Annotated in this window: 24 protein-coding genes; 15 read left to right on the top strand and 9 right to left on the bottom strand. The window is 69.5% G+C overall.

What is annotated here, in order from left to right:
• The first annotated feature begins 219 nt into the window (after positions 1-219).
• A complete protein-coding gene (locus tag OG485_RS01885; protein WP_328663771.1) occupies positions 220-1,101 on the top strand; it encodes an AraC family transcriptional regulator in 882 nt (293 codons plus the stop codon).
• A 267-nt stretch (positions 1,102-1,368) separates the two neighbouring features.
• On the opposite strand, the gene OG485_RS01880 is transcribed toward OG485_RS01885, so the two are convergent.
• Positions 1,369-2,154 carry a GNAT family N-acetyltransferase gene (locus OG485_RS01880; RefSeq protein ID WP_328663770.1) on the bottom strand — a complete coding sequence of 262 codons (786 nt, stop codon included), beginning with the start codon at positions 2,152-2,154 and terminating at the stop codon, positions 1,369-1,371.
• 461 nt (positions 2,155-2,615) lie between these two features.
• Here OG485_RS01880 and OG485_RS01875 point away from each other — a divergent pair, with 461 nt between their 5' ends.
• From OG485_RS01875 to OG485_RS01860, 4 genes are all read left to right on the top strand, one after another.
• Positions 2,616-3,350, top strand: coding sequence for an HAD family hydrolase (locus OG485_RS01875; RefSeq protein ID WP_328663768.1), 735 nt, complete (start codon positions 2,616-2,618; stop codon positions 3,348-3,350).
• A 567-nt stretch (positions 3,351-3,917) separates the two neighbouring features.
• Entirely contained in the window at positions 3,918-5,129 is a 1,212-nt protein-coding gene (locus tag OG485_RS01870) for a M4 family metallopeptidase (RefSeq protein WP_328663766.1), read from the top strand.
• A 71-nt stretch (positions 5,130-5,200) separates the two neighbouring features.
• Positions 5,201-5,503 (top strand): protealysin inhibitor emfourin, encoded by a 303-nt coding sequence (locus OG485_RS01865; RefSeq protein WP_328663763.1) that lies wholly within the window; start codon positions 5,201-5,203, stop codon positions 5,501-5,503.
• A gap of 41 nt (positions 5,504-5,544) precedes the next feature.
• Entirely contained in the window at positions 5,545-7,134 is a 1,590-nt protein-coding gene (locus OG485_RS01860; RefSeq protein WP_328663761.1) for a hypothetical protein, read from the top strand.
• A 71-nt stretch (positions 7,135-7,205) separates the two neighbouring features.
• On the opposite strand, the gene OG485_RS01855 is transcribed toward OG485_RS01860, so the two are convergent.
• Positions 7,206-7,769, bottom strand: a complete 564-nt coding sequence (locus OG485_RS01855; protein ID WP_328663758.1) for an SMI1/KNR4 family protein — start codon at positions 7,767-7,769, stop codon at positions 7,206-7,208.
• Between the two features lie 122 nt (positions 7,770-7,891).
• Entirely contained in the window at positions 7,892-8,335 is a 444-nt protein-coding gene (locus OG485_RS01850; protein ID WP_328674212.1) for a MarR family winged helix-turn-helix transcriptional regulator, read from the bottom strand.
• 171 nt (positions 8,336-8,506) lie between these two features.
• Here OG485_RS01850 and OG485_RS01845 point away from each other — a divergent pair, with 171 nt between their 5' ends.
• Positions 8,507-9,340, top strand: a complete 834-nt coding sequence (locus OG485_RS01845) for an alpha/beta fold hydrolase (protein ID WP_328663756.1) — start codon at positions 8,507-8,509, stop codon at positions 9,338-9,340.
• A 42-nt stretch (positions 9,341-9,382) separates the two neighbouring features.
• On the opposite strand, the gene OG485_RS01840 is transcribed toward OG485_RS01845, so the two are convergent.
• Positions 9,383-10,597 carry an MFS transporter gene (locus tag OG485_RS01840; protein WP_328663754.1) on the bottom strand — a complete coding sequence of 405 codons (1,215 nt, stop codon included), beginning with the start codon at positions 10,595-10,597 and terminating at the stop codon, positions 9,383-9,385.
• A 68-nt stretch (positions 10,598-10,665) separates the two neighbouring features.
• On the opposite strand from OG485_RS01840, the gene OG485_RS01835 reads away from it, so the two are divergent.
• Complete coding sequence (locus OG485_RS01835; RefSeq protein ID WP_328663752.1) at positions 10,666-11,082, top strand: MerR family transcriptional regulator; 417 nt, start codon at positions 10,666-10,668, stop codon at positions 11,080-11,082.
• Between the two features lie 29 nt (positions 11,083-11,111).
• Here OG485_RS01835 and OG485_RS01830 read toward each other — a convergent pair whose 3' ends face one another.
• Positions 11,112-12,242 carry an LLM class flavin-dependent oxidoreductase gene (locus OG485_RS01830; RefSeq protein WP_328663750.1) on the bottom strand — a complete coding sequence of 377 codons (1,131 nt, stop codon included), beginning with the start codon at positions 12,240-12,242 and terminating at the stop codon, positions 11,112-11,114.
• Between the two features lie 380 nt (positions 12,243-12,622).
• Between OG485_RS01830 and OG485_RS01825 the strand changes: the two genes are divergently transcribed.
• Positions 12,623-13,834, top strand: a complete 1,212-nt coding sequence (locus OG485_RS01825) for a S8 family peptidase (RefSeq protein ID WP_328663748.1) — start codon at positions 12,623-12,625, stop codon at positions 13,832-13,834.
• A 462-nt stretch (positions 13,835-14,296) separates the two neighbouring features.
• Here OG485_RS01825 and OG485_RS01820 read toward each other — a convergent pair whose 3' ends face one another.
• Positions 14,297-15,022: a dienelactone hydrolase family protein gene (locus OG485_RS01820; RefSeq protein WP_328663745.1), complete on the bottom strand. Its 726-nt coding sequence runs from the start codon at positions 15,020-15,022 to the stop codon at positions 14,297-14,299.
• Positions 15,023-15,503: 481 nt separating this feature from the next.
• Between OG485_RS01820 and OG485_RS01815 the strand changes: the two genes are divergently transcribed.
• The 7 genes from OG485_RS01815 to OG485_RS01785 all read left to right on the top strand — a co-directional run bounded on the left by OG485_RS01815 (position 15,504) and on the right by OG485_RS01785 (position 21,272).
• Positions 15,504-16,451, top strand: coding sequence for a M28 family metallopeptidase (locus OG485_RS01815; protein ID WP_328663744.1), 948 nt, complete (start codon positions 15,504-15,506; stop codon positions 16,449-16,451).
• Positions 16,452-16,751: 300 nt separating this feature from the next.
• Positions 16,752-17,528: an endonuclease/exonuclease/phosphatase family protein gene (locus OG485_RS01810; RefSeq protein WP_328663742.1), complete on the top strand. Its 777-nt coding sequence runs from the start codon at positions 16,752-16,754 to the stop codon at positions 17,526-17,528.
• A 169-nt stretch (positions 17,529-17,697) separates the two neighbouring features.
• The gene (locus tag OG485_RS01805; protein ID WP_328663740.1) at positions 17,698-18,138 is read left to right on the top strand and encodes a DoxX family protein; all 441 of its coding nucleotides are present in this window, start codon (positions 17,698-17,700) and stop codon (positions 18,136-18,138) included.
• A 95-nt stretch (positions 18,139-18,233) separates the two neighbouring features.
• Positions 18,234-18,761, top strand: coding sequence for an STM3941 family protein (locus OG485_RS01800; protein WP_328663738.1), 528 nt, complete (start codon positions 18,234-18,236; stop codon positions 18,759-18,761).
• 249 nt (positions 18,762-19,010) lie between these two features.
• On the top strand, positions 19,011-19,367 hold the full coding sequence (locus OG485_RS01795) for a hypothetical protein (protein ID WP_328663735.1): 357 nt from the start codon (positions 19,011-19,013) through the stop codon (positions 19,365-19,367).
• Positions 19,368-19,602: 235 nt separating this feature from the next.
• Entirely contained in the window at positions 19,603-20,220 is a 618-nt protein-coding gene (locus OG485_RS01790; protein ID WP_328663733.1) for an RNA polymerase sigma factor, read from the top strand.
• A complete protein-coding gene (locus OG485_RS01785) occupies positions 20,217-21,272 on the top strand; it encodes a CU044_5270 family protein (protein ID WP_328663732.1) in 1,056 nt (351 codons plus the stop codon). The genes OG485_RS01790 and OG485_RS01785 overlap by 4 nt, the downstream gene beginning before the upstream one ends.
• Before the next feature lie 174 nt (positions 21,273-21,446).
• Here the strand turns inward: OG485_RS01785 and OG485_RS01780 are convergent, their stop codons facing one another.
• From OG485_RS01780 to OG485_RS01770, 3 genes are all read right to left on the bottom strand, one after another.
• Entirely contained in the window at positions 21,447-21,614 is a 168-nt protein-coding gene (locus OG485_RS01780; RefSeq protein WP_328663729.1) for a hypothetical protein, read from the bottom strand.
• A 78-nt stretch (positions 21,615-21,692) separates the two neighbouring features.
• Positions 21,693-22,424, bottom strand: coding sequence for a DsbA family protein (locus OG485_RS01775; RefSeq protein WP_328663727.1), 732 nt, complete (start codon positions 22,422-22,424; stop codon positions 21,693-21,695).
• Between the two features lie 176 nt (positions 22,425-22,600).
• The gene (locus tag OG485_RS01770) at positions 22,601-23,293 is read right to left on the bottom strand and encodes a DUF4232 domain-containing protein (RefSeq protein ID WP_328663725.1); all 693 of its coding nucleotides are present in this window, start codon (positions 23,291-23,293) and stop codon (positions 22,601-22,603) included.
• Between the last annotated feature and the right edge of the window lie 32 nt (positions 23,294-23,325).

The raw sequence follows: 23,325 nt of genomic DNA, 5'->3' as shown, positions 1-23,325 counted from the left end.
GCAGTCCCAGGGCCTCCCGCCCAACAATTCCCGCACCGGTTTTGTCGGGCGGGGCGCGATCAGATCTTCTCTACTGCGGTGAGGCGGCCTGACGGGTCGCGCGGTCGGCCCGTCGGCCGATCGCTACCGCCTCCGCCCCGCGGTCCGCCGGCGGCCCGGCCGGTCGTCCCCGAGCCCGGCCGTGTCGGTGGCTGTCCCACAAGGCAAGGGCGGATACGCGTGCTGGAGCGGCTGAATCAGGCGCTGGACCACCTGGAGGGCTGCCTCGACCAAGAAGTCGACATGGCCGAGGTCGCCCGGATCGCCGCGGTGTCTGAGTACCACTTCCGGCGGCTGTTCTCCGCGCTCGCCGGGATGCCGCTCGCGGTCTACGTACGGCGTCGGCGGATGACACTCGCCGGGGCCGAGGTGCTGGCCGGGGAGCTGACGTTGCTCGATGTCGCGGTGCGGTACGGGTACGGCTCGGGCGAGGCGTTCGCCCGGGCATTCCGGTCGGTGCACGGCATCGGGCCGGGCGAGGCCCGGCGCACGGGCGCGGTGCTCACGGCACAGCCGCGCATGTCCTTCCGCGTCGTCGTCGAGGGGAGTACGACCATGCGGTACCGGATCGTGGAAAAAGAGTCGTTCCGGGTCGTCGGCAGGAAGGCCCGGATCCCCCTCGTGCACGAGGGGGTCAACGAGGCGGCCGCGGCGCACGTGGAGAGCCTGGACAAGCAGGCGATCCTCCGGATGAAGGAGCTGGCCGGCGGGGAGCCGGACGGGGTCCTGTCGGCGGTGGTGTACCTGACCGACAGCCGGGAGGAGGGCGCCGAGGCGGACTACTGGGTCGGCGTGGTGACCGGTCCCGAGACGGTCGCCGAGGAGCTCGACGCCCTCGACGTGCCAGCCGGCACCTGGGCGGTCTTCGACAACCACGGGCCCTATCCGAGCGCCCTCCAGGAGCTGTGGCGCGACGTGTTCACGCAATGGTTCCCTTCGAACCTGTACACGGCCCGGCCAGGCCCGGAGCTTCTGCTGACGCGGCCGGTGGAGATCGGCGCGGAGACCGGATCGCAGCTGTGGATCCCGGTCGAGCGGGGCGGTGGGAGCGCCGGGGTGTGAACATAGGTACCTGGCAACGGAGTTCGGGCTCAGCCAGGCCGAAGCGGCCCAAGTGGGCCGTTCGTTCGACGGACCCCGGTCCTGATGGCCGTGGCTCTTGCCCCAACTGCCGCTGGTGCGTCCTCAATCGCCGGTGCGGCCTGGCTGTACAGCGGCGTGGCGATGGCCCGGCGCGAACACCCTTCCGACGGACAGCAACACCGTCCGCATGTTGGTCGAGTCCTGCACCCGGGCACGAGCCGAGGAGCCGCCGAAGGCCGGCTGAGTTCAGGGCGACCAGACATACGGTGTTGTCGTGGTGACCGCGTGCAGGCCAAGGCGGGTGAGAATCGGGGCGCTGTCGGCTGAGGCGTCGACGTAGAGGTAGGGGACATCGCGGGCAGCAGCGAGTTGGGCCCGGTGGGCGACCATGGCCCGGTAGATGCCCTGTCCGCGCCATTCCTTGAGCGTCGAGCCGCCCCAGAGACCGCCGAAGTCGACGCCGTCCTTGAACACCAACCAGGCGGCGCAGACGACTTCGGTGCGTGCCTCGGCGACGAGGACGATGGTGTTCTCCGGGGCGTTCTCGATCCGGGCGGCCAGGTCGTCAGCGAGCCAACTCCAGTCCTCGCCCCAGACGATGCTCTCCATGGCGGCAATGCGCTGGAAGTCGGATCGGGCGGTGACACGGCGGAGGGTCACGCCGTCGGGCAGGACGGGATCGGCGGCAAGATCTGCGGACTGCCCGATGAGCACGGTCTCGCTGTCCTCGGCGACGAAGCCCGCCGCCGTGAGTCGGTCGGTGAGGTCGGCGGGGAGATCATGGGCGCGAGTCTTCCATTCGACCGCCTCGCCACGGGCAGCGTAGAAGTCACGCTGCCGCGCTATGAGCGTGTCGAGTTCCGCCCCGTACACACCGAGGTCGCGCGGGCCCGTGACGAAGCCACGGTGCCAGCCGACGACACGGGTCAACGGGCCGTCCTTCTCGATTCGGGCGCTGCCGCCGGGCGGGGTGACACCACGGAGTTGGGCGTCGTACACGGTGCGGAGTTCGTCAATCAGCATGTCCATCACTCGAACACCGTACGGACCGGGTCAAGTGATTAAACGCCGGTCGAAACGCGCGAACATCACGGGCTGCACTCTCCCACCCGGCCACCCGGATCAGGAGCAGGTACTGCCCTCTGCCGCTACCGGCCTCGACGGCCGGCCTCCCTTCGGCCGGCCGTCCCCCGTTCGTATCCACGCCGCGCCACCCGTACTCCGTACCTACTTCAACTGTCTGAAGGCGAACGGAATCCGCATACATCCCAGGATGCGAAAGCGCAACCTAGGGGGGACGATGGACGAGCGGGAGTCCGTTCTCGGAGCGTCTGTGCGGCTGCGGGCGGACGGCACGGGCCCTCGGAGTTCCCCGGAGCGGCGACACCCGCTTCTCCGGCCCCGTTCCTTCCCGAACGGGCCTTACCGCTACGACCGTTTGACTTGGGCGCGTGCCGATTCCGGATACGGATTCACCTCGCGGAGGCATCGAGATGCCCGTGCTCTTCTTCGACATAGGAGCGACCCTGGCGGACGCCCGCATGGAGGCAGACGGTTCGCTGAGGCTACTGCCCCGGCCGCGTGTCCTCGCCGTGCTCGATGACTTCCGCGACGTACGCAAGGGTGTCATCTCCAACCCCGGCCCCGGTGAGGGTGCCGCGGAGCGTGCCTTCTCTGCTCTGCGGGAAGCATTCCCCGGCCGTTTCACGGACGACGCGCTCGTGCACTGGGGTTCCAAAGACAACCGGGAGATCTTCGACGAGGCGGTCGCCGGCACGGCGGGCGAAGGCACGCCTCCCTCGGCGGCCGGCGAGTGCGTCTTCGTGGGCGAAGATCCTCAGGAGCGTGGGTTCGCGAGGGAAGCCGGGCTGCGTACCGCGGCTCACCCCGTGTTCACCCGCGCCGCAGTGGAGAACCGCCCCGTTCTCTGGGCGCGGATCGAGCTGTCCGAGGGGCAAGGGCTGAGCGATCTGGAGGCCGTCACCAACCGGACCGAGGTCGTGCCCGTGAATACCGCCTCCGCCCGGTTCGTCCCGGCCATGGTGAGCATGCACGGGGCCATTGCACTCGAACAGGCTGGTTTCACAGTGGACTTGCGGGGACCGGTGGAAGATACAGCAACTCCGCTGATCCGCGACGATCGTCCCCTCGCTCCAGCTCGGGGATTCGCCGAGGGGCCGGTGGGGCGAGGGGTGGGGGAGCAGGGCCTGCCGGAGAGGGACCGGTAAGCCGCCGAGAGGCGGTGACGGAAACTTGAACGGTTCGTCACCAACACTGTTTCCTCGGCAATTGCATGAGGTCGTGGGGAACGACGGCATGGCCGTGACCATCGACCTCGTGTCCGAAGTGGCCGAGCGTGCACGGAAGTTGTTGCCTGGGGAAAGCTGTCGGCCGGGTCCGCGTCATCCTCGGAAAGAGAGCCTCGCCCGGGGTGCGCGTCGATGGCACCGAGCGGATACTCGAAGTAGACACGGTTCTCACCTCTTCGGTCATGCGCACGAAGCAGAGACAGTGAGACCGCTCGCTACACGGCTGAGCCGGCATCCCGGAGTTCACCTCGCCGTACAGAGGTGCGGAGCAGGTGGGGCCCGGCGCGTCAGACGCGATTGCCCGGTCACAGTAAAACCGTCCGCCTGGCGATCGACACCGTCGATGTGCCGCCTCCGGCGCAGACGATCGACGAGGGCGAGCTCCAGTCGGGATCGGCGTGATTGTTCCGAACGCGGAGAACAACCACCCAACAACATCCGATGAGCGAGGTTTCCCCGCCTCTCCTCATGTACGCGAGGTGTCCCATGACCAGGACCTCCCACCTCCATTGCATCATCCCCCCGCACCTGCTCGAGAAGCTCTTGAGCAGTGATGACAGCGAAGTCCGCCAGATGGCGCTGAACACCATGCTGACCACCGCTCGGTTGCGGGGCGAGCGAGGGATCCGGGCGTCCTTCGCAGGCGCCACTGCCACTCCCGGCAACGGCCGGCGGACCGTCTTCGACTGCCAGAACGGCACCTTCCTCCCTTCTGCCGTTCTCGCCCGGTCGGAGGACGGCCCGGAGTCCCCGGATGATTCCGTCAACCGCGCATTCGGTGGACTCGGAACGACACGCGATTTCTACAAGGCGGTGTTCAACCGCAATTCGATCGACGGCCAGGGGATGCGTCTGGACGCGTTCGCCCACTTCGGCGAAAGGTTCAACAACGCTTTCTGGGACGGGCAGCAGATGGTCTTCGGTGACGGGGACGGAAGGATGTTCTCCGACTTCACCGGATCCGTCGACGTGATCGGCCATGAGCTGACACACGGAGTCACCGAGCTCACCGCGGGACTCAAGTATCACAACCAGTCCGGGGCCCTGAACGAATCCATGTCGGATGTCTTCGGGTCGCTGGTCAAACAGTGGTCGCTGAAGCAGTCGGCCGATGAGGCGGACTGGCTGATCGGGCCCGACATCTTCACCCCGGGAATCGACGCCGACGCCCTGCGATCGATGAAGGCCCCGGGGCACGCGTACGACAACGCCCTGTTCGGCAGGGACCCCCAACCCGACCACATGGAGCACTTCGTCAGACTGCCGGACACCGAGAAGGGCGACCTCGGCGGGGTGCACGTCAACTCCGGCATCCCGAACAAGGCGTTCTTCCTGACGGCGTCGCGCATCGGAGGATTCGCCTGGGAGGCTCCCGGCCTCGTCTGGTTCGAATCACTCAAGGCTTCCAGCACCGAGACCCAGTTCCAGGAGTTCGCGAACACCACGTACCGGAAGGCCGCGGAACTGTTCGGCGACGACAGCACCGAACAATTGGCCGTACTGGCCGCCTGGCAGGACGTCGGCATCCAGATCAGCGGGATCCTGGCAGGCGTCGCCCGGGCGCGAAGCCTCGCCGCCAACCGGAACGGTGGCGCGGGCGGGGACAAGGGAATGGCGACCGTGAGCCGCCAGATCGGCGCACTGGCCGCCCAGGTGACGGGGCTGGCCAGGGACGTGACCGCGCTGAAGGGCAAGTGACCGACGGCTGTCGACGTGGCCGACCCCCGACGGCGAGGAGTGCCGGTCGGCCGGCCTGAAGGGTGTGCCCGATGAGGGTGACCTGGGAAGCACAGGGAGGCCAGGCGGCCGCGATCCGCCTGGGCCTTCCGCCCAAGGTGCTGGACACCGACGCCCTGCCCGAAAGCACGGCGGGGGAGCTGGACCGGCTGGTGGCGGCGGCCGCCCCCGAGGCCGGGCAGGAACGGCCGAGCCGGGCCAGGGACGCGATGAGCCACACGATCACGGTGGAGGACGGCGGCCGTTCGACCGCTCTGACCCAGTCCGAAGCCGCCATGTCCCCGGCATTCGCGGCCCTGCTCGGCTGGCTCGAAGAACACATCGCGGAGCAGTGACACACGCAGGAACGCCGCCCCATCGGGCCGAGGAGAACACCATGGCCGACCATACGTATGTTCACATCCCGGCCGAGGTCCTGGCGGGCAGGGGACAACCACCGCGCGAACCGGTCACGGACCCCACGCTGGGCATTCCGTTCGATCACCCGGAGCAGGAACAGGAGCCACGTCATCGGCTCGTGACGATCGGCGACTCGCTCACGCACGGGTTCCAGAGCGGAGCGATCTTCAACACCGACCTGTCCTACCCGGCGATCATCGCTCACGAACTGGGATCCGGCACCGACTTCCGATTCCCCGTGTACCCGGGGTACGGAGGGCTGCCCCTCAACATCGAACTGCTGCTGAGGGAGCTTCAGGAGCGCTTCGGCAAGGATCTGGACTGGTGGGAGGTCCCGCTGGCCCTGTTCCACGCCCGCAGGTTCCTGGACGAGGTCGAGGACTACTGGGAGCGCGGGCCGGGAAGCGTCGTCCCGCAGATCAACGCCATCAACCACAACCTCTCCGTGTACGGCTGGGACCTGCGCGACGTCCTCGAAAAGAGCGCCAAGATCTGCCAGGACGCCATCGCGACGCCCACCGACAACCTGCTCCGGCAGACCGTGGAGAACAACGGTGACCGCGCGGCACTGCGGGTCCTGCCCTCCGGCAGCGTGGACCGAGGCGGAACCATGACGCTGCTGTCGGCGGCCCGCCGCCTCGGCGAGGACCGGCCCGACGGAGGGAGCCACGGAATCGAGACCCTGATCGTCTTCCTCGGCGCCAACAACGCCCTGCAGACAGTGACCCAGCTCAAAGTGGAGTGGAGCGGTGAGGGATACGACGACCTGGAGCGCAAGAAGGCGTACACGGTCTGGGATCCCAGCCACTTCAAGGACGAGCTGAGGCAAATCGTCGCCCAAGTACGGCAGATCGCGGCTCACCATGTCATCTGGTGCACCGTCCCGCACGTCACCATCCCCCCGCTCGCCCGTGGAATCGGCGGCAAGAGCGCGTCAGGGTCCAGGTACTTCCCCTACTACACCCGGCCCTGGATCGACGATGACACCTTCAGCCCCGTCCTTCACCCCCACCTGACGGGGCAGGAGGCGGAAGACGTCGACCGGGCCATCGACCTCTACAACGAGGCCATCACCGACCATGTGAGAACAGCGCGGACGACGGGGGCGGACTGGCTCCTCATGGACACCGCCGGCCTGCTCGACCGACTCGCGTCACGCCGGTACATCGAAGACATGACGGCCCGACCGCCATGGTGGCGGCCCTACCAACTGCCGCCGCAACTGAAGGCCCTTGCTCCGGAGCCGAACTCCCGCTTCATCACCAGCGACGGCACAGGACGTACCGCCGGCGGCCTGTTCTCCCTCGACGGCGTTCACCCCACCACCATCGCCTACGGGATCCTCGCCCAGGAATTGATCAACGTCATGCTCGCGGCCGGTGTGCAGTTCCGCCACTTCGACGGCAGCGTACGGACAGCCCCGGTCACGGTCGACTTCGATCGGCTCATCCGCCGCGACACCCTCGTCAGCCAGCCTCCCGCCAACCTGGACTCCACCCTGAACATCCTCGCCTGGGCGCAGTCGACACTCGGCCTCCTGAAACGCACCCTGTACTTCCGCGTCTGACAGGTCTCCCGGAGGCACAAGCGTCAGCCCTCCTCACTGCGTCTCCGGAGCCGTCGAGAGCGGCCGACGGCTCACTGTCCGGCGGTTCCCAAAATCGCGTCGGCCGTCGCGAAGCGGTGCACACTCGGCTTCAGCACTTCGTGGAGGTAACCGAAGTACTCCGTTTCCGCAGTCCCGTTGAGCACCGCCAGCAGGAAGGCGAGGCATCCCATGTCGTGCTGCTCCCACAGGGGACCGCGCCCCTCGTTGTAGAGCACGGTCCACTCGTCGGGGTGCTGACCGGGCCGCGCCAGCCAGTACAGGAACGCCCCCGTGCCCTCCTCGAACGCCCACGGCAGGACCCTCGCCCCCGCCTCCCGCAGACCGGCGGGCTTCTCCTCGAACTCCCACAGGTCTGCCAGGATTTCGTCGCGCTCCGCCGTCCGCGCGTGCAGGTCGCAGTCGTCGTAGGCGGAGTCGGGGACGAGCAGCCAGATCGTCTCGTCGAAGACGCCGTCGCCGTACGTCTCGACGAGCTGCTTGTAATCGGCCGGCAGACCCATACCCAGGGCGCCCTCGGCTTGCGCCCAGTCCACCACGGGTGGCGGATCGGCGGGGGGAGGGCAGAGCCGGACGAGTGCGTCGAGAGCGATCATGCAGCGGACGCTACAGGGATACCGGCCGCTGCCCGAGGGCCGGTTGCCAGCCCTGTTCGAGGGCGCAGGCCCGGGTCGGAAGGCCGGCTCTCGTGAGCCGCGGGGCTTCCTGGTCGCTGATCCTAGAGACCCTCACTCGGAACGCCGATACGGCGCAACAGCCCGAGCAGCGTGGCCCGTTCGCTTTCGTCCAGCGGGCCGAAGGATGCGGCGAGGACATCGCGTGCGACGGCGCGCCCCGCCCTCAGGACGTGCTCGCCGGTCTCCGTCAGATGGTGCTCGATACGCCGGCCGCGACCGGGACGGCGCTCGATGAGGTGCTGGGCCGCGAGCCGGGAGGCCAGGGTGCCGAAGGACTGGTCGCCCTGGAAGGTGGCGACCGCCAGCTCGTGTGCGGATGCTCCGGGCATACGGGCGATGGCCCGCAGCGCGTCCCACTGCGCCAGCGTCGTGCCGACCGCCGAGAGGCGGGTGTCGAGCGCGCGGTGGTGCCGGTACTGCGCTTCCTTCACGGCGCGCCCCAGCTCTTCGAGATCGACGGGAACGGCGGACGAGTCCGGTTCCACGGCGGGCGGAGCGGCGAGGTCGGACACGGTGCCGGTGCCGGCAGACGTCCTGCTCCCGGCCTTGTCGCCCGTGCCTCGGACTCCGGGTTCCTCATGGTTCGCGGTCATGGGCGCATCCTAATCCAGAATCTAAGGTTGCGTATATACGTATGCGTAGATACCGTGAGGCGCATGACCGACACCGAGACGCGAACCCGTACCGTCCACCCACGCCCCGACCTTCCCCTCACCCTCACCGAGTCCGGACCCGCCGACGGCCGCCTCGCACTCGTCCTGCACGGCGGTGGCGGACCCGCCACCGTCCAGGGCGTCGCCGCGCATCTGGCCGGCCGGCACGGCATGCGAAGCGTCGTTCCCACCCACCCGGGCTGGAACGGGACCGAGCGCCCCGGCTGGTTCACCGGCGTCGACGACCTGGCGATCGCCTATCTGCACTGGCTCAGGGACGAGGGCCACCGCGACGTCCTCGTCGTCGGCTCGTCGCTCGGCGGCTGGACCGCGGCCGAGATGGCCTTCCGCGACGACGGCGCCGTGATCAGCTCCCTGGTCCTGGTCAACGCCGCGGGCGTGGCCGTCCCGGGAGAGCCGGTCCGCGAGATCTTCGGGCTCCGGCCGGACGAGATCGCCGCGTACTCGTTCCACGACCCGGCCCGTTTCGCGGTGGACCCGGCCACCCTCACCGAGGAGCGGATCGCGGTCCAGCAGGCCAACATGGCCACTCTCCGACTCCTGGCCGGCGACCCGTACATGCACGACCCGAAGCTCCTGAACCGGCTCGCACGGGTGCGGATCCCGGCCCTCGTGGTGTGGGGTGAGAGCGACCGCATCGTCACGCCCGCGTACGGGCGGGCCTACGCGCGGGCGTTCGCCCGAGGGCGCTACGAGCCGATCGCCGAAGCCGGTCATCTGCCGCACATCGAGCGCCCCGAAGCGACATTCGCCGCGCTGGACGCGCACATCGACGCACACGCCGGTGCCGTGAGTACTCCCGCCCGGCCGAGGTAGGGCTGTCCTCCGGAGCCACGGACGGTGATGTGTTCGCGCATGTCACGGTGTGTCCTGGTCGGACAGCGCGAAGGCATGGTGTCGCGCGATGGCGATCACGGCCAGGCTGAGGACTCCGAGCACTGCCGCGGCGACGGCGTCGGCGGTGACGCCGACCCGCTGCAGGAGCAGGCCGCCGATGACGCCGCCGAGTGCCATGGCCGCGTTCCACAAGGTCACAAGGATGGCCTGCGCGGTGTCGGCGACGGCTGGACCGCGCCGTATCCCGGCATGACCGGCCGCGGTCTGAAGGAGCGTGGGCGCGGCGCCCCATCCCAGGCCCCACGCGACGGCCGCGACCCAGACGACGGCCTGTGCCGTGGTGGCGGCGAAGGCGGCCGTGGCGAGGGTGAACAGCGCCGCGGCGGTCAGCGCGAGCCCGCGAGGACGACGGTCGATGTGGCGGCCGGTGTACCAGATGCTGATCAGGCAGGCGATGCCGAAGGCCAGCAGGATCGCGTCCGCCGCGTCGCCGAGGCCGGCGTGCCGCAGATACGGCGCGATGTACGCGTAGATGACGGTGTGGCCGAGGACGAAGGTCACGACGGCGACCATGACGGCGGCGACCCCGGGGACCCGGAGCGTCTGCCGGGTGGTCGCTTTCGGCCTGTCGGCTGTGGCCGTCGGCCGGCTGACGGCGGGAACGCCGATCGTGATCCACCCGAGGACGGCGAGAGTGAGCACCGAGACAGCGGCGAAGGACACGCGCCATCCGACCTGCTGCCCGATCAGCGTCCCGGCGGGAACACCCAGCGACAGCGCCAGCGGGATCCCGGTCATCGCGATCGCGATGGCACGTCCTTCCTGGCCGGGAGGCGCGATACGCCGCGCGTATCCGGCGAGGAGTGCCCACGCGAGTCCGGCGGCGACGCCGGCGAGGAACCGTGAGAGGAGCAGGACCGCGTAGCCGGGCGCGGCAGCGGTGAGCGTGTTCGCGACCAGGAAGACGGCCATGGCGCCCAGCAGCAACGGCTTGCGCCGGATTCCCGCCGTGGCGGCGGCCAGCGGTATGGCGGTGAGGGCGGTACCGGTGGCGTACACGGTGACGGTCTGGCCCGCCGCACCGGAACTGACGCCGAGAGCGGAGGACATCTGCGGGAGGACGCCCGCCGGGAGGGTCTCGGTCAGGCTGGTGATGAACACCGCGGTGCCCAGTGCCAGCAGCGCGGACCAGGGCAGGACATCACGTCTTGTCGCGGAGACTGTTGTGGTCGTCATGCACCGATAGTGAAACCCTCACACTCATGTGATGGTCAAGCCCGGACCGGGCGGCTAGTCTCCAGTGTGTGCGGATCGGTGAACTGTCCCGTGTGACGGGGGTGTCCCGGCGCCTGCTGCGGTACTACGAGCAGCAGGGCCTGATCGTGCCGGACCGGTCGACCAACGGATACCGTGACTACGACGAGCGGTACGCGGACCGGGTGAAGCAGATACGCGGTCTGCTGGCCGCGGGGTTGTCGACCCGGCTCATCAAGCAGATCCTGCCCTGCCTGGACAAGCCCAGGTCCATCCACTTCCCGGACGCGACCCCGGAGATGCTGGCGCTGCTGACCTCGGAGCGGGACAAGCTCACCGACCGGATCGAGGTGCTCACCCGCAACCGGAACGCGATGACCGAGTACCTGACCGAGGTGGAGCGCCACCGCGCCCCCGACGTACCCGGTCAGGCCCTCGCCGCACCCGGTCAGTCGGGCAGCGCCTGATCAACTGCGCGGCGCCTGAGGCAAGTTCCTCACCGGACAAGCTCCCGGACGATCCTGTCGCCGTCGTCCGAGAGCACCGCGGGGCGCAGCCGGACCCCGCGCAGGCCGAACTGTTCGCGCCAGCGGGCGAGTTCCTGGCCGAGGTGGTCCGCGGTTCCGACGAACACGTGCGTGTCCGGTGCCCAGGCGAGACCGGCGGCTTCGTCCAGCCGGGCCAGCCTGGCCTTCGCGTGCTCGTCGGTGTCGCCCAGGACCACCGCCACGTCCGCGTACACCTCGGTTTCGCCGGCGTCCGGCGTCAGCCGCTCGATTTCCCGAAACGCCGTCAGGAGCGAGGAGACCGGGTGTTCCTGAGAGGGAGTCACGAAGACCCGGTCCGCGACGGCGGCGGCGAGCCGGTACGGCTCCAGTGCATGGTGGGCGAGCACCGCGACCCTCGGGGTGCTCAGTGCCGGGACGGTCAGCGGGCCGGCCGCCAGGTACCTTTCCGTCCCGGTGAGCCTCAGCGGGGCGACCATGTCCCGGTGCAGGAACGTGTCCCCGGAGCCCAGGCTCTCGGCGGGAAACGTCCGCCACAGCTCGCGCACCGTTCGCACGTAGTCCTCGGCATCACGAAACAGATCCCGCAGGCGGCGTGCGATGCGGGTCGGGACGTACACGTCCTCGGGCCGCAGCCGGGGCGTCGCCGGGCCGCCGACCGCCGCGGCATCGCGCGCGTCGGCGGAGACCTGAGGCCGCCACGTCACCCGGCCCGGCCCGATGGCCGCCAAGGACGCCATCTGGGCGGCGACGTGGAACGGATTGGTGTGCGTCACATTGCGCGAGACCACCACCTCGCCGATGTCCGTCGTCGCCAGCAGGAGCGCCGCGGTGACGACGGGATCGAGTCTGCCGCGTACCCGGTCGCGGGCCTGGTCGGAGGTGCCGAACCGGTTGGTCTGCAGGCTCAGGCCGTCCTCGAGCGTGACGAAGTCGATGCCGCCCGACGCGGCCGCGCGCCCCCAGTTCGTCCAGTAGCCGCCGCTGAAGACCTCTGCGGCCTCCGTCAGCGACGACGACAGCCACGAGGCGGGGTGCCAGCCAGCGCCTTCCAGGGCCAGGCCGAGCCGAAACGATCCGGGGTCCATCGAGTCCCTGTCCGAGTTCCTGTCCATGTCCATGACTCGATTGCACAACCATCACACCGATGCGAAGGTCAACCCGCCGACGACCTCCTGCCCCGCACCAGGGTGCGGTGGCGCCATTGCCCCGGCCGCTGCCCGCCGGGCACGCCCGGGCGGGCCTCCTCGGACGATGCCCTTCCCGCGAATGCGCCCGCCCCCTGTCGCGCATCAACTCGTAAGCAGACGTGACCCCTTGTGGCCGCAGTGCTGCGCACGATGGCCGCACATGACGGATTCATGACGTGTGCATGTAATCCCTTTTCGACCGCCGGGCGCGGAACCCATGGTCGCTCTGTGGCACCGACCCGAGTGCCTCACATGGTTCGGCCGGGATCCGCACCAGGATTCCCGTGCCCGATCGCAAAGGACCTCCCCACATGGCAGCACGACGCACCATGAAGCGGCGCATCGCCGCGGCGATCGCCACAACAGCCGCCGCGGCGGCCGCAGTCGGCACCCTTTCCGCCCTCCCCGCCCAGGCCGCACCGGCCGAGGGAACCGTCTTAGGGGCGAATTCCTCCGGTGCCGTTCCCGGCAGCTACATCGTCACGCTCAAGAAGAACGTCGGCTTCAAGGCCACCGCCGCACGAGGCAAGGGTCTGGTGTCCCAGTACGGAGGCACCGTCAGGCGGACGTTCACCTCCGCGCTCAACGGCTACGCCGTCCAACTCACCGGCGCCCAGGCCAGAAGGCTGGCGGCCGACCCCGAGGTCGCATCGGTCGAGCAGGACCAGGTCGTCCACGCGCTCGGTACGCAGACCAGCGCTCCCTGGGGCCTGGACCGGATCGACCAGACGAACCTTCCGCTGAGCGGCACCTACACCTACCCCGACGCCGGGGGCAGCGGGTCGACCGTGTACGTCCTGGACACCGGTGTGCGCATCACCCACCAGGACATCGCGGGCCGCGCCTCCTACGGGTGGGACTTCGTCGACAACGACGCCACCGCGCAGGACGGCTACGGCCACGGGACCTTCGTCGCGACCGCCGCCGCCGGCACCACCTACGGCGTGGCCAAGGCGGCGAAGATCGTCGCCGTCCGGGTTCTCGGCAACGACGGCTCCGGCACGACCGCCGGGGTCATCGCGGGCGTTGACTGGATCACCGCCCATCACGTGGCCGACTCCGTCGCCAATGTCTCCCTCGGCGGCGGGGCCAGCACCTCGCTGGACACCGCGGTGAAGAACTCGATCGCCTCCGGGGTGACGTACTCCATCGCGGCGGGCAACTCCGGCGCCCTGGCGTCGAACTACTCCCCGGCCCGGGTCGCAGAGGCGCTGACGGTCGGCGCGACGACGAGCAGCGACGCACGGGCGAGCTACTCCAACTACGGCTCCCGGGTGGACCTCTTCGCCCCGGGTTCCGGCATCACGGCGGCCTGGAACACCTCCGACTCGGCCACGTACACGGGCAACGGCACATCGTTCGCCGCCCCGCACGTCTCCGGGGCCGCCGCCCTCTACCTGACGGCCCACCCGGGTGCCTCCCCGGCAAGCGTGGGCAGCGCGCTGGTCAACGGCGCGACCAGCGGAGTCCTCAGCGGAATCGGGTCGGGCTCACCGAACAAGCTGCTGAAGCTCGTTCCGTAGGCCATGCCGCCGGCGCCGCGGACACAGCCGCCGGAGCCGGACGACGGAAGCCGTTCCGACGAGGCGGATTCCCGGGGCCGCACCACGGGACGCGTTCGTGGCGTGGGCGGCGGTTCATACAAGAGGCTCGGCCGGATCTCCCGGCCGAGCCTCTTGCGGCCGGGCACCACCGGCGCCGGAGACGACGGAGGCGGCGATCGGTTCGCCTTCGTGCAGAAGCCCGAGCGTCCCGACATCTTCGTCGGGGAGCACGAAAGCGACAGCCGCCGGTGGGTCGCCGACAACCTCCAGGACTACCTGGGCCGTGCGCTCCGAGCCGGCGGCGACGTATCCACACGGGAACGCGTCGGGGCGGTCGTGCGTCTGCCGGTCACCGCCGTCGAGGAGGGCCGGGCCCTGTCCTCGACGACGGCGTCCTGGCCGATTCCGCCTAGCGTCTGCTGCCCGCCGGGCGGCCCGGCCCTACTTCAGGTGCCGGTCCAGGAACCGGCACCCGTCCTCCAGCTCGAACCACGGGGTGCCGGTGTGCCCTCCCGGATTGGCGTGCAGCGTCTTCTCCTTGCTGCCGAAGGCGTCGAACAGATCCAGGGCCCGCTGCCGGGGATTGCCCTGGTCGTCCCACTGCAGCAGGAACAGCAGCGGAATGGTGACCTGCCGGGCCTCCTCGCGCAGGGCGCGCGGCACGTACCCACCGGCGAAGAAGCCCGCGGCCGCGATGCGCGGCTCGGCCACCGCGAGGCGGATGCCGAGGGCGGTCCACCCCCCGGAATAGCCGACCGGGCCGCCGATCTCGGGCAGCTCAAGAAGGGCGTCCAGAGTGGTCCGCCATTCCGGGACCGCGTTTTCGACCAGCGGGCCGATGAAGGACTCGAAGATCTCGTCGACCGGCTCGCCGGCCTGCATCGCCCGCCGGAGGTCGGCACGGGCCTGCTCGTCGGCGGCGGAACGGGGACGGTCACCGCACCCGGCGGCGTCGATGGTGGCCACCGCGTAGCCGCGCGCCGCGGTGTACCGGGCCCGGGCCACCAGCCGGGGCTCCGCCTTGGGCAGGCCGTTGTTGTGGGCCATCAGGACCAGCGGGGCCTGTGCGGCGGACTCAGGCGTCCACAGGGTGCCGGGGATGTCGCCGAGGATGAATTCGCGCTCGAGGACGCCGTCGTCGAGACGCTGTTCGGAAATGAAGTGCACGGTCGTGCCTTTCGGGAGGGCTCAGAGCGGCGCTCCCGGACGACCTATCGCCCGACCGTGGCCCCAGAGGGGAGCACCCATGTCGATACTGCGTTCACGGGTACCACCTCCTCGTTCTCTCGCACGGCCTCCCGGAGGGTAGCAACGGTCGCCGTGGTTTGCCAACGGGATTTCGTCGAGGCTCCGTGGCCGGATGCCATCGCCGCGCGGACACGAGAGGGCGCGGCGGGTCCGGGCAAAGGGTTCGGGGCCGGTCCGCCGGCTGCCGGTGCCGGGCGGCTGCCCCCGTACTCGCGGCGGACAGAACCGACACCCAGGGGAGTCTCCGGTATGCGAACGCGCGTGACCGAATACCACTCTTGACGGCAAGTCAGTCCCACCTTCACCATCCAGGCACCCCACTCACCGTGGAATCCCCGGACACCTCGCGCACCCCTCGTGAGAACTCCGCCGGGATTCCCTGGAATTCGGAGCCCCCCACATGAAGCTCTCCATTCCTGGGCGTGCCTCGGCGACCGCTGTCGTCTCGGCCGCCGTGCTGCTCACCGGCGGTTCCATAGCCGGGGCGGCCCCCGCCCCCGTGGCAGCGGCCGCCGCGCCCGACATCCCCGTGGCCAACGTCAAGGCCCACCTCACCCAGCTCCAGTCCATCGCCACCGCCAACGGCGGCAACCGCGCGCACGGCCGCACCGGCTACAAGGCCTCCCTCGACTACGTCAAGGCCAAGCTGGACGCGGCCGGCTTCACCACGACCATCCAGCAGTTCACCTCCAGCGGCAGCACCGGCTACAACCTGATCGCCGACTGGCCCGGCGGCGACACCAGCAAGGTCGTCATGGCCGGCTCCCACCTGGACAGCGTGACCGCGGGCCCCGGCATCAACGACAACGGCTCCGGTTCGGCGGCCGTGCTGGAGACGGCACTCGCCGTGGCCCGGACCGGCTACCAGCCCACCAAGCACCTCCGGTTCGCCTGGTGGGGCGCGGAGGAGCTGGGCATGGTCGGCTCGCGCTACTACGTCAACAGCCTCACCACCGCGAACCGTTCGAAGATCAGCGGCTACCTGAACTTCGACATGATCGGCTCGCCGAACCCGGGGTACTTCGTCTACGACGACGACCCGACCATCGAGAAGACCTTCAAGACGTACTTCACCGGGATCGGCATCTCCACGGAGATCGAGACCGAGGGCGACGGACGCTCGGACCACGCGCCCTTCAAGAACGTGGGCATCCCCGTCGGCGGCCTGTTCAGCGGGGCTGACTACATCAAGACGTCCGCCCAGGCCGCCAAGTGGGGCGGCACCGCGGGCAAGGCCTTCGACGCCTGCTACCACTCCTCGTGCGACAAGTCGACGAACATCAACGACACGGCGCTGGACCGGAACGCGGACGCGCTGGCGTACGCGGTGTGGGGGCTGTCGGCCTAGACCCGCTCCGACCTCAGGTCACCCGTCCTCAGGTCATCCGACCTCGGGTCACCCGTCCTCAGGTCATCCGTGCGGCGGGCTGTCGGCCCCCGCACGTTGTTCCACGAGCGTTGTTCCACGAGCGCGGGCAGGGGCCGACGGCCCCCGCCCGCGCTCTGCCGACTCTCGTGGCAGTGCCCAGCCACGACCCCGGGCTTCGGCGGGCACGGGTGACAGTACGATCAACGCCGCGGCTCCCGCACGGCCGTGAGTGGCTCCCCGCACGGCCCGACAGGCCACCGGACGGAAGGTGACAAGTTCGTGAAGGCCCTGCGACTGCTGACCATGAACACCCTCTTCACCGGCGATGTCCCGGCCCGGCTGCGCGCCCTCGGCGCGGCACTCGACCGTTCCGACTACGACATCGTCTGCCTGCAGGAGGTCATGTTCCGCCGCAACGCCGGGCTGATCCGCCGTGCCGCTCCCGCGTACCGGCACGTCGCCTGTTCGGGCACCATCCTGCTCAAGGGCGGCCTGGTATTGCTGTCCCGGTGGCCGATCAGCCGATGGCGGTTCGTGCCGTACCCGATGACGGGCCCGGTGCGCGGCGAATTCTTCATGCGCAAGGGCGCCCTGCTGGCATCCGTCATCACCCCGGACGGTGAACTGGTGGTCGTGAACACCCACCTGTCGGCCAACCGCGACGACGACTGGTCCCCCACGAACCGGTACACGCGGATCGCAGCTGCCGAACTGGCCCGGCTCACCGAGCTGATCGCGGACGTCGGCCCGTCCCTGCCGGTCGCCGTGGTCGGTGACCTGAACATCCCGCGCGACTCGGCGGTACTCGCCGATTTCATCGCCACAGCGGGACTGCGCGACATCCTCGCCGGCGACCGGCGTCCGACCTACCGGCCCACACCTCGATGGCCGTCGCCGCCGGCCCTGGACCACGTACTGGTCCGGCCCGCGGCCGGGGAGACACTGACCGGCGGCGCCGACCTCGTGTTCCAGGACAAGGTGACACTGGCCGACGGCCGCCAGGCCTACCTGTCCGACCACTACGGCGTGCAGGCACAGCTGATCCGCTCGAAGTGACACGGGGCGGAAAACGGCAGGACGTCGCACTGAACCGACGATCCCGCGCGCACGTAGAGGAAAGCACGCAAGAGGAAAGCACGTAGAGGAAAAGGGGACGGGCTCTTCACAAGCCCGGCCCCTCATACCACCCGGGTACGCACCCGACCGATCCAAGGAGTACGCACCCATGAGCGCCCCACGCCTGAGCGACCGGCTGTCGAGCCACCAGCCTCTCGTCCTCGGTCTGTTCCGTATCGTCCTCGGCCTGCTCTTCGCCAGCGAGGGTGCTGCCACGCTCTTCGGGATACTGGGGCGGCAGAGCAGCCCAGTGGGCGACTGGCCGTTCTGGTACGCCGGGGTCATCGAACTGCTCTGCGGTGTTCTCGTACTCCTGGGAGCCGCGACGCGTAGCGCCGCGTTCCTCAGCTCGGGGGCCATGGCCTTCGCCTACTTCACCGAGCACCAGAAGAACGGCCTCTTCCCCCTGCAGAACGGCGGCCTGTCGCCCGCGTTGTTCTGCTGGGCGTTCCTGCTCCTGGTCTTCTTCGGACCCGGAGCCCTGTCCCTGTCCGCTCTGACCCAGAGCAAGGGAACCGTCCGGGACACAGCCGGCCTCGACGCGGTCTGAGCGGCCGGCCGGGCCCAGGGACGCTGCGCGCACGCTGCTCCTTCAGGCCGGCGAGACTTCCGCTGACGAGGGCTCTGGTCCTATCGTCTGAGCCTGTGATCAGAAACGGCGTTCCGCTGCCCCCGACGGTCTACCCGCTCGCCAAGAGACGCGTGTGGGCCATGCTCGTCGGCTCTCTGGTCTTCGTCGCTCTGGGCATGGGTTTCCTGGTCGCCCACAGCACCATGAAGATGACGGTGGCGGGGGCGCTGGCCGTGCCCTTCTTCGGGTTCTGCTCGGTGGTCATCATCCAGCGCCTGCTCCGCGGCCGACCGGAGTTGGTGCTGGACGACGCGGGAGTGGACCATGTGAGGCTGGGCCGGTTCGGCTGGGACGAGATAGCAGCCGTGCGGATACGCGAGCAGCGGGTACGTAACACCTCGCAGCGGTTCATCGAGTTGGTGCTGCACGATCCGGAGGCCTATCTGGCTCGAGCACCCAAGCTCGTCCGCAGCACCGCGTCCATGAACGCACGACTCGGCTTCGGCCCCGCCAACATGGCCACCAACACCTTGCCGGTGCCGCCTGAGGCGGTCTTGGACGCGATGCGGCGTCACCGGCCCGGACTCGCGATACAGCACTGAGCGCGCCCGTTGCGACCGAGACCCGCACCACCGCGCCAGCCGGCCCGACGGCACTCTGCCGCAGGCATGATCAACAGAAGCCAGTTCTGATGTCAGGCAGGAGTCGCGGATGGACGTGACCGATGCAACGCAGGCCGCGCGAGTTTCCGCTTACGCGGCCGTGGCAGGACGGCTGTCCCTGTGCGGCGACCGTCGGCTCGAGGACGCGGTGGCCGCCGCGCGAAGTCTCGGCTCCGGAATCGGCGGTAGGTGGACTTCGGGCTCGCGTTGAGCCGCGACTTCGAACTCTCGGCCGAGGAGCGTGCCTTCCTCACCGATCACCTCGTGTACGACCGCTCCTGCGCACCCAACCACCTGCTGCGCCACCACCTGCCGGACGATGTGCGTGGTGACACCGAACACGGGGCGTTCCTGCGCGAATGGGTTGATGGCCATCGGCCCGATGGCGTCCCGGCCGACATCGGCGCGATCATCGACCGTCACGCCTCGCACGCGATCGTCCTGGACGACTTTCATCATCGACTGCTCACGCAGAGCAAGCGCACTGCCTTCCCCGCGGCAGCGGTCCGGCGGGCCCTGGCCGGCGTATCAAGGCCAGGGAAATGAGAGCCTGTTGCTCCGGGGCAGTGGTTCAGGACCAGGCGGGACGCGCCCGGGCCACCGAGCCGTTTCGTGGGGGGCGCCCACAGTGCGGCCGTCGTGGACGACCAGATCGTTGGCGGGCGGCAGCATCGCAGTCGTTGCGGGCGTCCATCGCACATGGGGCGTGACGCGCGCCACAGGAACTTCGGGCGGGGCGCGGAGAGTACCGAGTGTGAGTGATAAAGAACCAGCGGAATCCATGCGCGCGCGCATACGGGCGGGGGACCGGGCGGCGTTCGCCGAGCTCTACGACCAGTATGCGCGGGCGGTCTACAACCATGCCCTGCGGCTGACCGGTAACTGGTCCCAGGCCGAGGAGGTCATGTCCGAGACGTTCCTCGCCGCCTGGCGCGGCCGGGAGCGGGTCGAGCCGGAGGGCGGATCGCTGGGGCCCTGGCTGCTCGGTATCGCCACGCACAAGGCGCGCAACGCCAACCGGAGTCTGCGCCGGCGGCTCGCCTTCCTCGCGCGCAGCCCGCAGCCGCGTCCCGTGGAGGACTTCGCGGAGGAGGCGGCAGGGCGGATCGACGACGCCCGCCGGCTCGCGCTGGTCCACCAGGCGCTGGGCCGGTTGCGCCGCCAGGAGCGTGAGGTGTTCGCGCTGTGTGTGTCGGCCGGGCTCGACTACCGGCAGGCCGCGCAGATGCTCGGGGTCCCCGTCGGCACCGTACGGTCGCGGCTCTCGCGTGCCCGGGCGCGGCTCGCCCGGCTCAGCTCCGGGCAGGACAGCGCGGGGACGGAACTCCCCGTCCCCCGTGGAGAGATGGAGAGTGAGGCCGCGTTCGCGGCCCTGTTCCTGAAGGAGGAGACCCGATGAACGCCGACGGTCGACGGACCGAGGACGCGCTGGAGTTGCTGTCCGCACCGGCCGAATGGGACCTCCCGCCGGGACGACACCTCCACTACAAGGACGTTCTGATGCAGCAGATCGACCAAGACCTCGGCCACGCTCCCGTCCCGGCGCCGGCCCCGGCACCGCGCCGCCGCCTGACGCGTCCGGCCATCCTGGTGCCCCTCGCCTCGACGGTGCTGGCCGGAGCGCTGGCCCTCACCCTCACCGGCACCGGCGGCGACCACGGCCCCGTGCCGGCGGACCGGGCCGCCACCGGCAGCGCACACGCCCAGAGCGCCTCGCTGACTCTCCACCGGATCGCCGTCGCCGCCATGGCCAGTGACGTCACGCCGGTCAGGGACGACCAGTTCGTGTACGTCAGGAGCCTGACCGTGTCGAACAAGGGAACGTTCGAAGGGCCCGTGAAACTCGGCGCCCCGCACACGGTGGAGACATGGACCTCGCAGGACCCCAGGCCCCTCAAGACCCTCGGCTGGATCCGCGAGTCCGGCAAGGACGCCGTGATGCCCGGGGAGACGATCCCCATCGAGTCCACCGACGCGGTCCCGGCGGGGATCGACCATCCCACTTACACGTGGCTGTCCTCGCTGCCGACGAACCCCGACGCCCTGCTCGCCCTGCTGCGCCGCGACGTCCGCGTGTCCGACGGCGAGTCCAGGGAGCAGGCCGTCTTCTCCCTGATCGGCGACCTGCTGAGCCAGACGCTCATGCCGCCGCGGAACACCGCCGCGCTGTACAAGGCGGCCGCGAGGATACCGGGCGTCAAGGAGATCCCGGACGCCGTCGACGTGGCCGGCCGGCACGGGATCGCCATCACACGCGAGGACGCCTCCTCCGCCACGCGGGACGAATGGATCTTCGACAAGCACAGTCTCGCGTTCCTCGGCGCGCGCGGCTTCATCACCCACGACAAGCAGAAGGGCATCACGTCCGACACGCTGATGGGCAGCACAGCCGTGCTGCAGCGCGCCGTCGTCGACCGGCACGGCGAGAAGGCCGCAGGGGCCGATAGCTGAGCAGCAGGGGGCGAACTGCGGGGCCCTTCGAGCCCACCCGAGTTCGCCCCCTGCTTGCCGGGGCTCACGCGGGGGCGAGCAGGCTGCCGGCCGGTTTGCCGGGCATGCTCGCGCGGCCTCGCCTGGCTCCGCTCATGAAAACGGGGATCAGGCACCATTCCGTGAGGACGCCTGTCAGGAAGGCGAGGGATCGGAGTCGTCCCATTTCCATCCCGTTCCGGGGAACTGCTCAAGCAGGGCAGGCAACGAAGTTGCCTGGTGGATGGCAGACGACCAGTCCTGAGCGGAGACGTCGAGCAGGACCAGAGGCGGGTTTTCCTGCCGGTAGTCGTAGGCGAGCATTTCGCGGCTTCCGTCCCCGCCGATGACGACGCTCCCGGACTCCGAAGTGGCACTCGACCTGCGTGATCTGGTCGTCGTTCACAGGGCGGTCTGTTCCCACTCCCAGGGCCTGGCGTGGATCTCCTGCAGCAGTTCGGCGAAGACGTCACCGTCGAAGAGCACGCCGTTGGACTCGTCCGGGATCTGCCTGTCGTTGATCACTGCGGTGGGCGTCCCCGGTCCTTGGGGATCCTTCGCACCCCCGGCCCGCTCGTACGCCTTCTCGGAGGCGGTGACGAAGGAGCGGTATTTCATGCTCTTGACGGCCGCGTTGAACTTTGGACCGCGCAGCCCCTCTACCTGGCCGGCCAGTTCCAGCAGACGGGCATCGGTGTACCCGTCGACGCTCTCCTCGGGCTGGTTGGCGTAGAGCACTTCGTGGTACTCCACGAATTTGCCCTCCTCCAGTGCTGCCCGCAGTGCGTTGACCGCCTTCTTCGAGCCGCTGCCGCCGAGCCTGTCGTCCAGGAAGGAGGCCAGGGTGTATTCGGTGACTGTCCGGCGGTCGAGCGTCGCTTCCCGCAGCCGCGGGGAACCGCCGGTGGTTTCGAACTCCTCACAGACCGGACAGCGCGGATCCTCGTACAGGTGCACGGTCACCTTCGCGTCCGGGTCACCCACCAGGATGGTGGTGCCGTCCTTCGCGAGCTTCTCCGGCAGCTTCTCCGCGCTCTCGAACGCAGGTTTGTCCGCGGCCCATCCGTGCCCGCACCCCGTCAGCATCAGCACTGTGGCCACGCACAGCACAGCCCACCGCCCCCCACGCACCATGCGCCATCCCCTCCCGAAGAACAGCGCGACCTTAGATCATCTGCACGACGTACGCACATTTCATTTCGTCCGCAGGACGTCCCCTCACGGGTCAGGAACCCGGCACGGGGCGCGCAGCCCAACCGCAAGGATGCTCAGCCAAAATCATCCTGGGTGCCGAGATCAGTGACACCCGCTCAGAAGTCGTCCGCGCCGTTGCGAAGTTCGGGAGTCCAGTAGCCGGTGAGGGCCTTCGCCGGGTCGACGGCGATGCCCTCGCTGCCGGGCGCGGAGACGGTGATGACGGTGGAGTCGCCCTCCAGCATGACGGAGAACGCCGACACGGGTTCGTTGTTCTCGTCGACCCCGCCATCCGACAGCTTCACCAGGGCGTAGGCCGGGGCACCGGCCGTCAGCACGACCGGTGCGGCCGGCTTGCTCTTGGCGACGGCCGCAACGTCCTGCTTGTGGCTCTCCACGAACTGGATGTGCGGGAAGCCTGTCAGGCGGCAGGAGTGCCGGGTGGTGTTCTTCGCGGTCAGGACGATATGGGTGTAGGGCGGACCGTCCTGCCTGGCGGCGGTGACGCGTACATCTGCTGCCCTGCACACCGGCGTGGAGGCGGCCGCCTGCTTGCCGGTCGCGCCGGCAGAACCCGCGGAGGTGTCGGTGGAGCCCGCCGATGCCTTCGATCCCGCAGATCCCGCCGAGCCGGTCGCATCCGTCGCGTCGGACGTGCCGGTGGCCGCAGGGGACGACGCCGCCGGGGCCGAAGGGGCCGCCGCGGATGACGACTTGGTGCCCGACCCATCCTGGCAGGCGGCGAGGGACAGGGCCAGAGCCGTGCCCGTGACGGCGAGCAGCATGGAGCGGTGACGCGAGGCGTTCATGAAGGGTTCCCCCGTGAGTGGTGCGGGGCCGC

It is taken from the genome of Streptomyces sp. NBC_00328 (genome assembly GCF_036139655.1).
Lineage (GTDB): Bacteria > Actinomycetota > Actinomycetes > Streptomycetales > Streptomycetaceae > Streptomyces.
Note: the sequence above shows the minus strand (reverse complement) of the source record. Positions and strands in the feature narration are given on the sequence as shown.

What these genes read in the sequence shown, in the direction of transcription:
- OG485_RS01875 (WP_328663768.1), top strand. Translation starts at nt 2,616, where the DNA reads ATGCCCGTGCTCTTCTTCGACATAGGAGCGACCCTGGCGGACGCCCGC.
- OG485_RS01870 (WP_328663766.1), top strand. Translation starts at nt 3,918, where the DNA reads ATGACCAGGACCTCCCACCTCCATTGCATCATCCCCCCGCACCTGCTC.
- OG485_RS01865 (WP_328663763.1), top strand. Translation starts at nt 5,201, where the DNA reads ATGAGGGTGACCTGGGAAGCACAGGGAGGCCAGGCGGCCGCGATCCGC.
- OG485_RS01860 (WP_328663761.1), top strand. Translation starts at nt 5,545, where the DNA reads ATGGCCGACCATACGTATGTTCACATCCCGGCCGAGGTCCTGGCGGGC.
- OG485_RS01855 (WP_328663758.1), bottom strand. Translation starts at nt 7,769, where the DNA reads ATGATCGCTCTCGACGCACTCGTCCGGCTCTGCCCTCCCCCCGCCGAT.
- OG485_RS01845 (WP_328663756.1), top strand. Translation starts at nt 8,507, where the DNA reads ATGACCGACACCGAGACGCGAACCCGTACCGTCCACCCACGCCCCGAC.
- OG485_RS01840 (WP_328663754.1), bottom strand. Translation starts at nt 10,597, where the DNA reads ATGACGACCACAACAGTCTCCGCGACAAGACGTGATGTCCTGCCCTGG.
- OG485_RS01830 (WP_328663750.1), bottom strand. Translation starts at nt 12,242, where the DNA reads ATGGACATGGACAGGAACTCGGACAGGGACTCGATGGACCCCGGATCG.
- OG485_RS01825 (WP_328663748.1), top strand. Translation starts at nt 12,623, where the DNA reads ATGGCAGCACGACGCACCATGAAGCGGCGCATCGCCGCGGCGATCGCC.
- OG485_RS01815 (WP_328663744.1), top strand. Translation starts at nt 15,504, where the DNA reads ATGAAGCTCTCCATTCCTGGGCGTGCCTCGGCGACCGCTGTCGTCTCG.
- OG485_RS01805 (WP_328663740.1), top strand. Translation starts at nt 17,698, where the DNA reads ATGAGCGCCCCACGCCTGAGCGACCGGCTGTCGAGCCACCAGCCTCTC.
- OG485_RS01790 (WP_328663733.1), top strand. Translation starts at nt 19,603, where the DNA reads ATGCGCGCGCGCATACGGGCGGGGGACCGGGCGGCGTTCGCCGAGCTC.
- OG485_RS01785 (WP_328663732.1), top strand. Translation starts at nt 20,217, where the DNA reads ATGAACGCCGACGGTCGACGGACCGAGGACGCGCTGGAGTTGCTGTCC.
- OG485_RS01780 (WP_328663729.1), bottom strand. Translation starts at nt 21,614, where the DNA reads ATGCTCGCCTACGACTACCGGCAGGAAAACCCGCCTCTGGTCCTGCTC.
- OG485_RS01775 (WP_328663727.1), bottom strand. Translation starts at nt 22,424, where the DNA reads ATGGTGCGTGGGGGGCGGTGGGCTGTGCTGTGCGTGGCCACAGTGCTG.
- OG485_RS01770 (WP_328663725.1), bottom strand. Translation starts at nt 23,293, where the DNA reads ATGAACGCCTCGCGTCACCGCTCCATGCTGCTCGCCGTCACGGGCACG.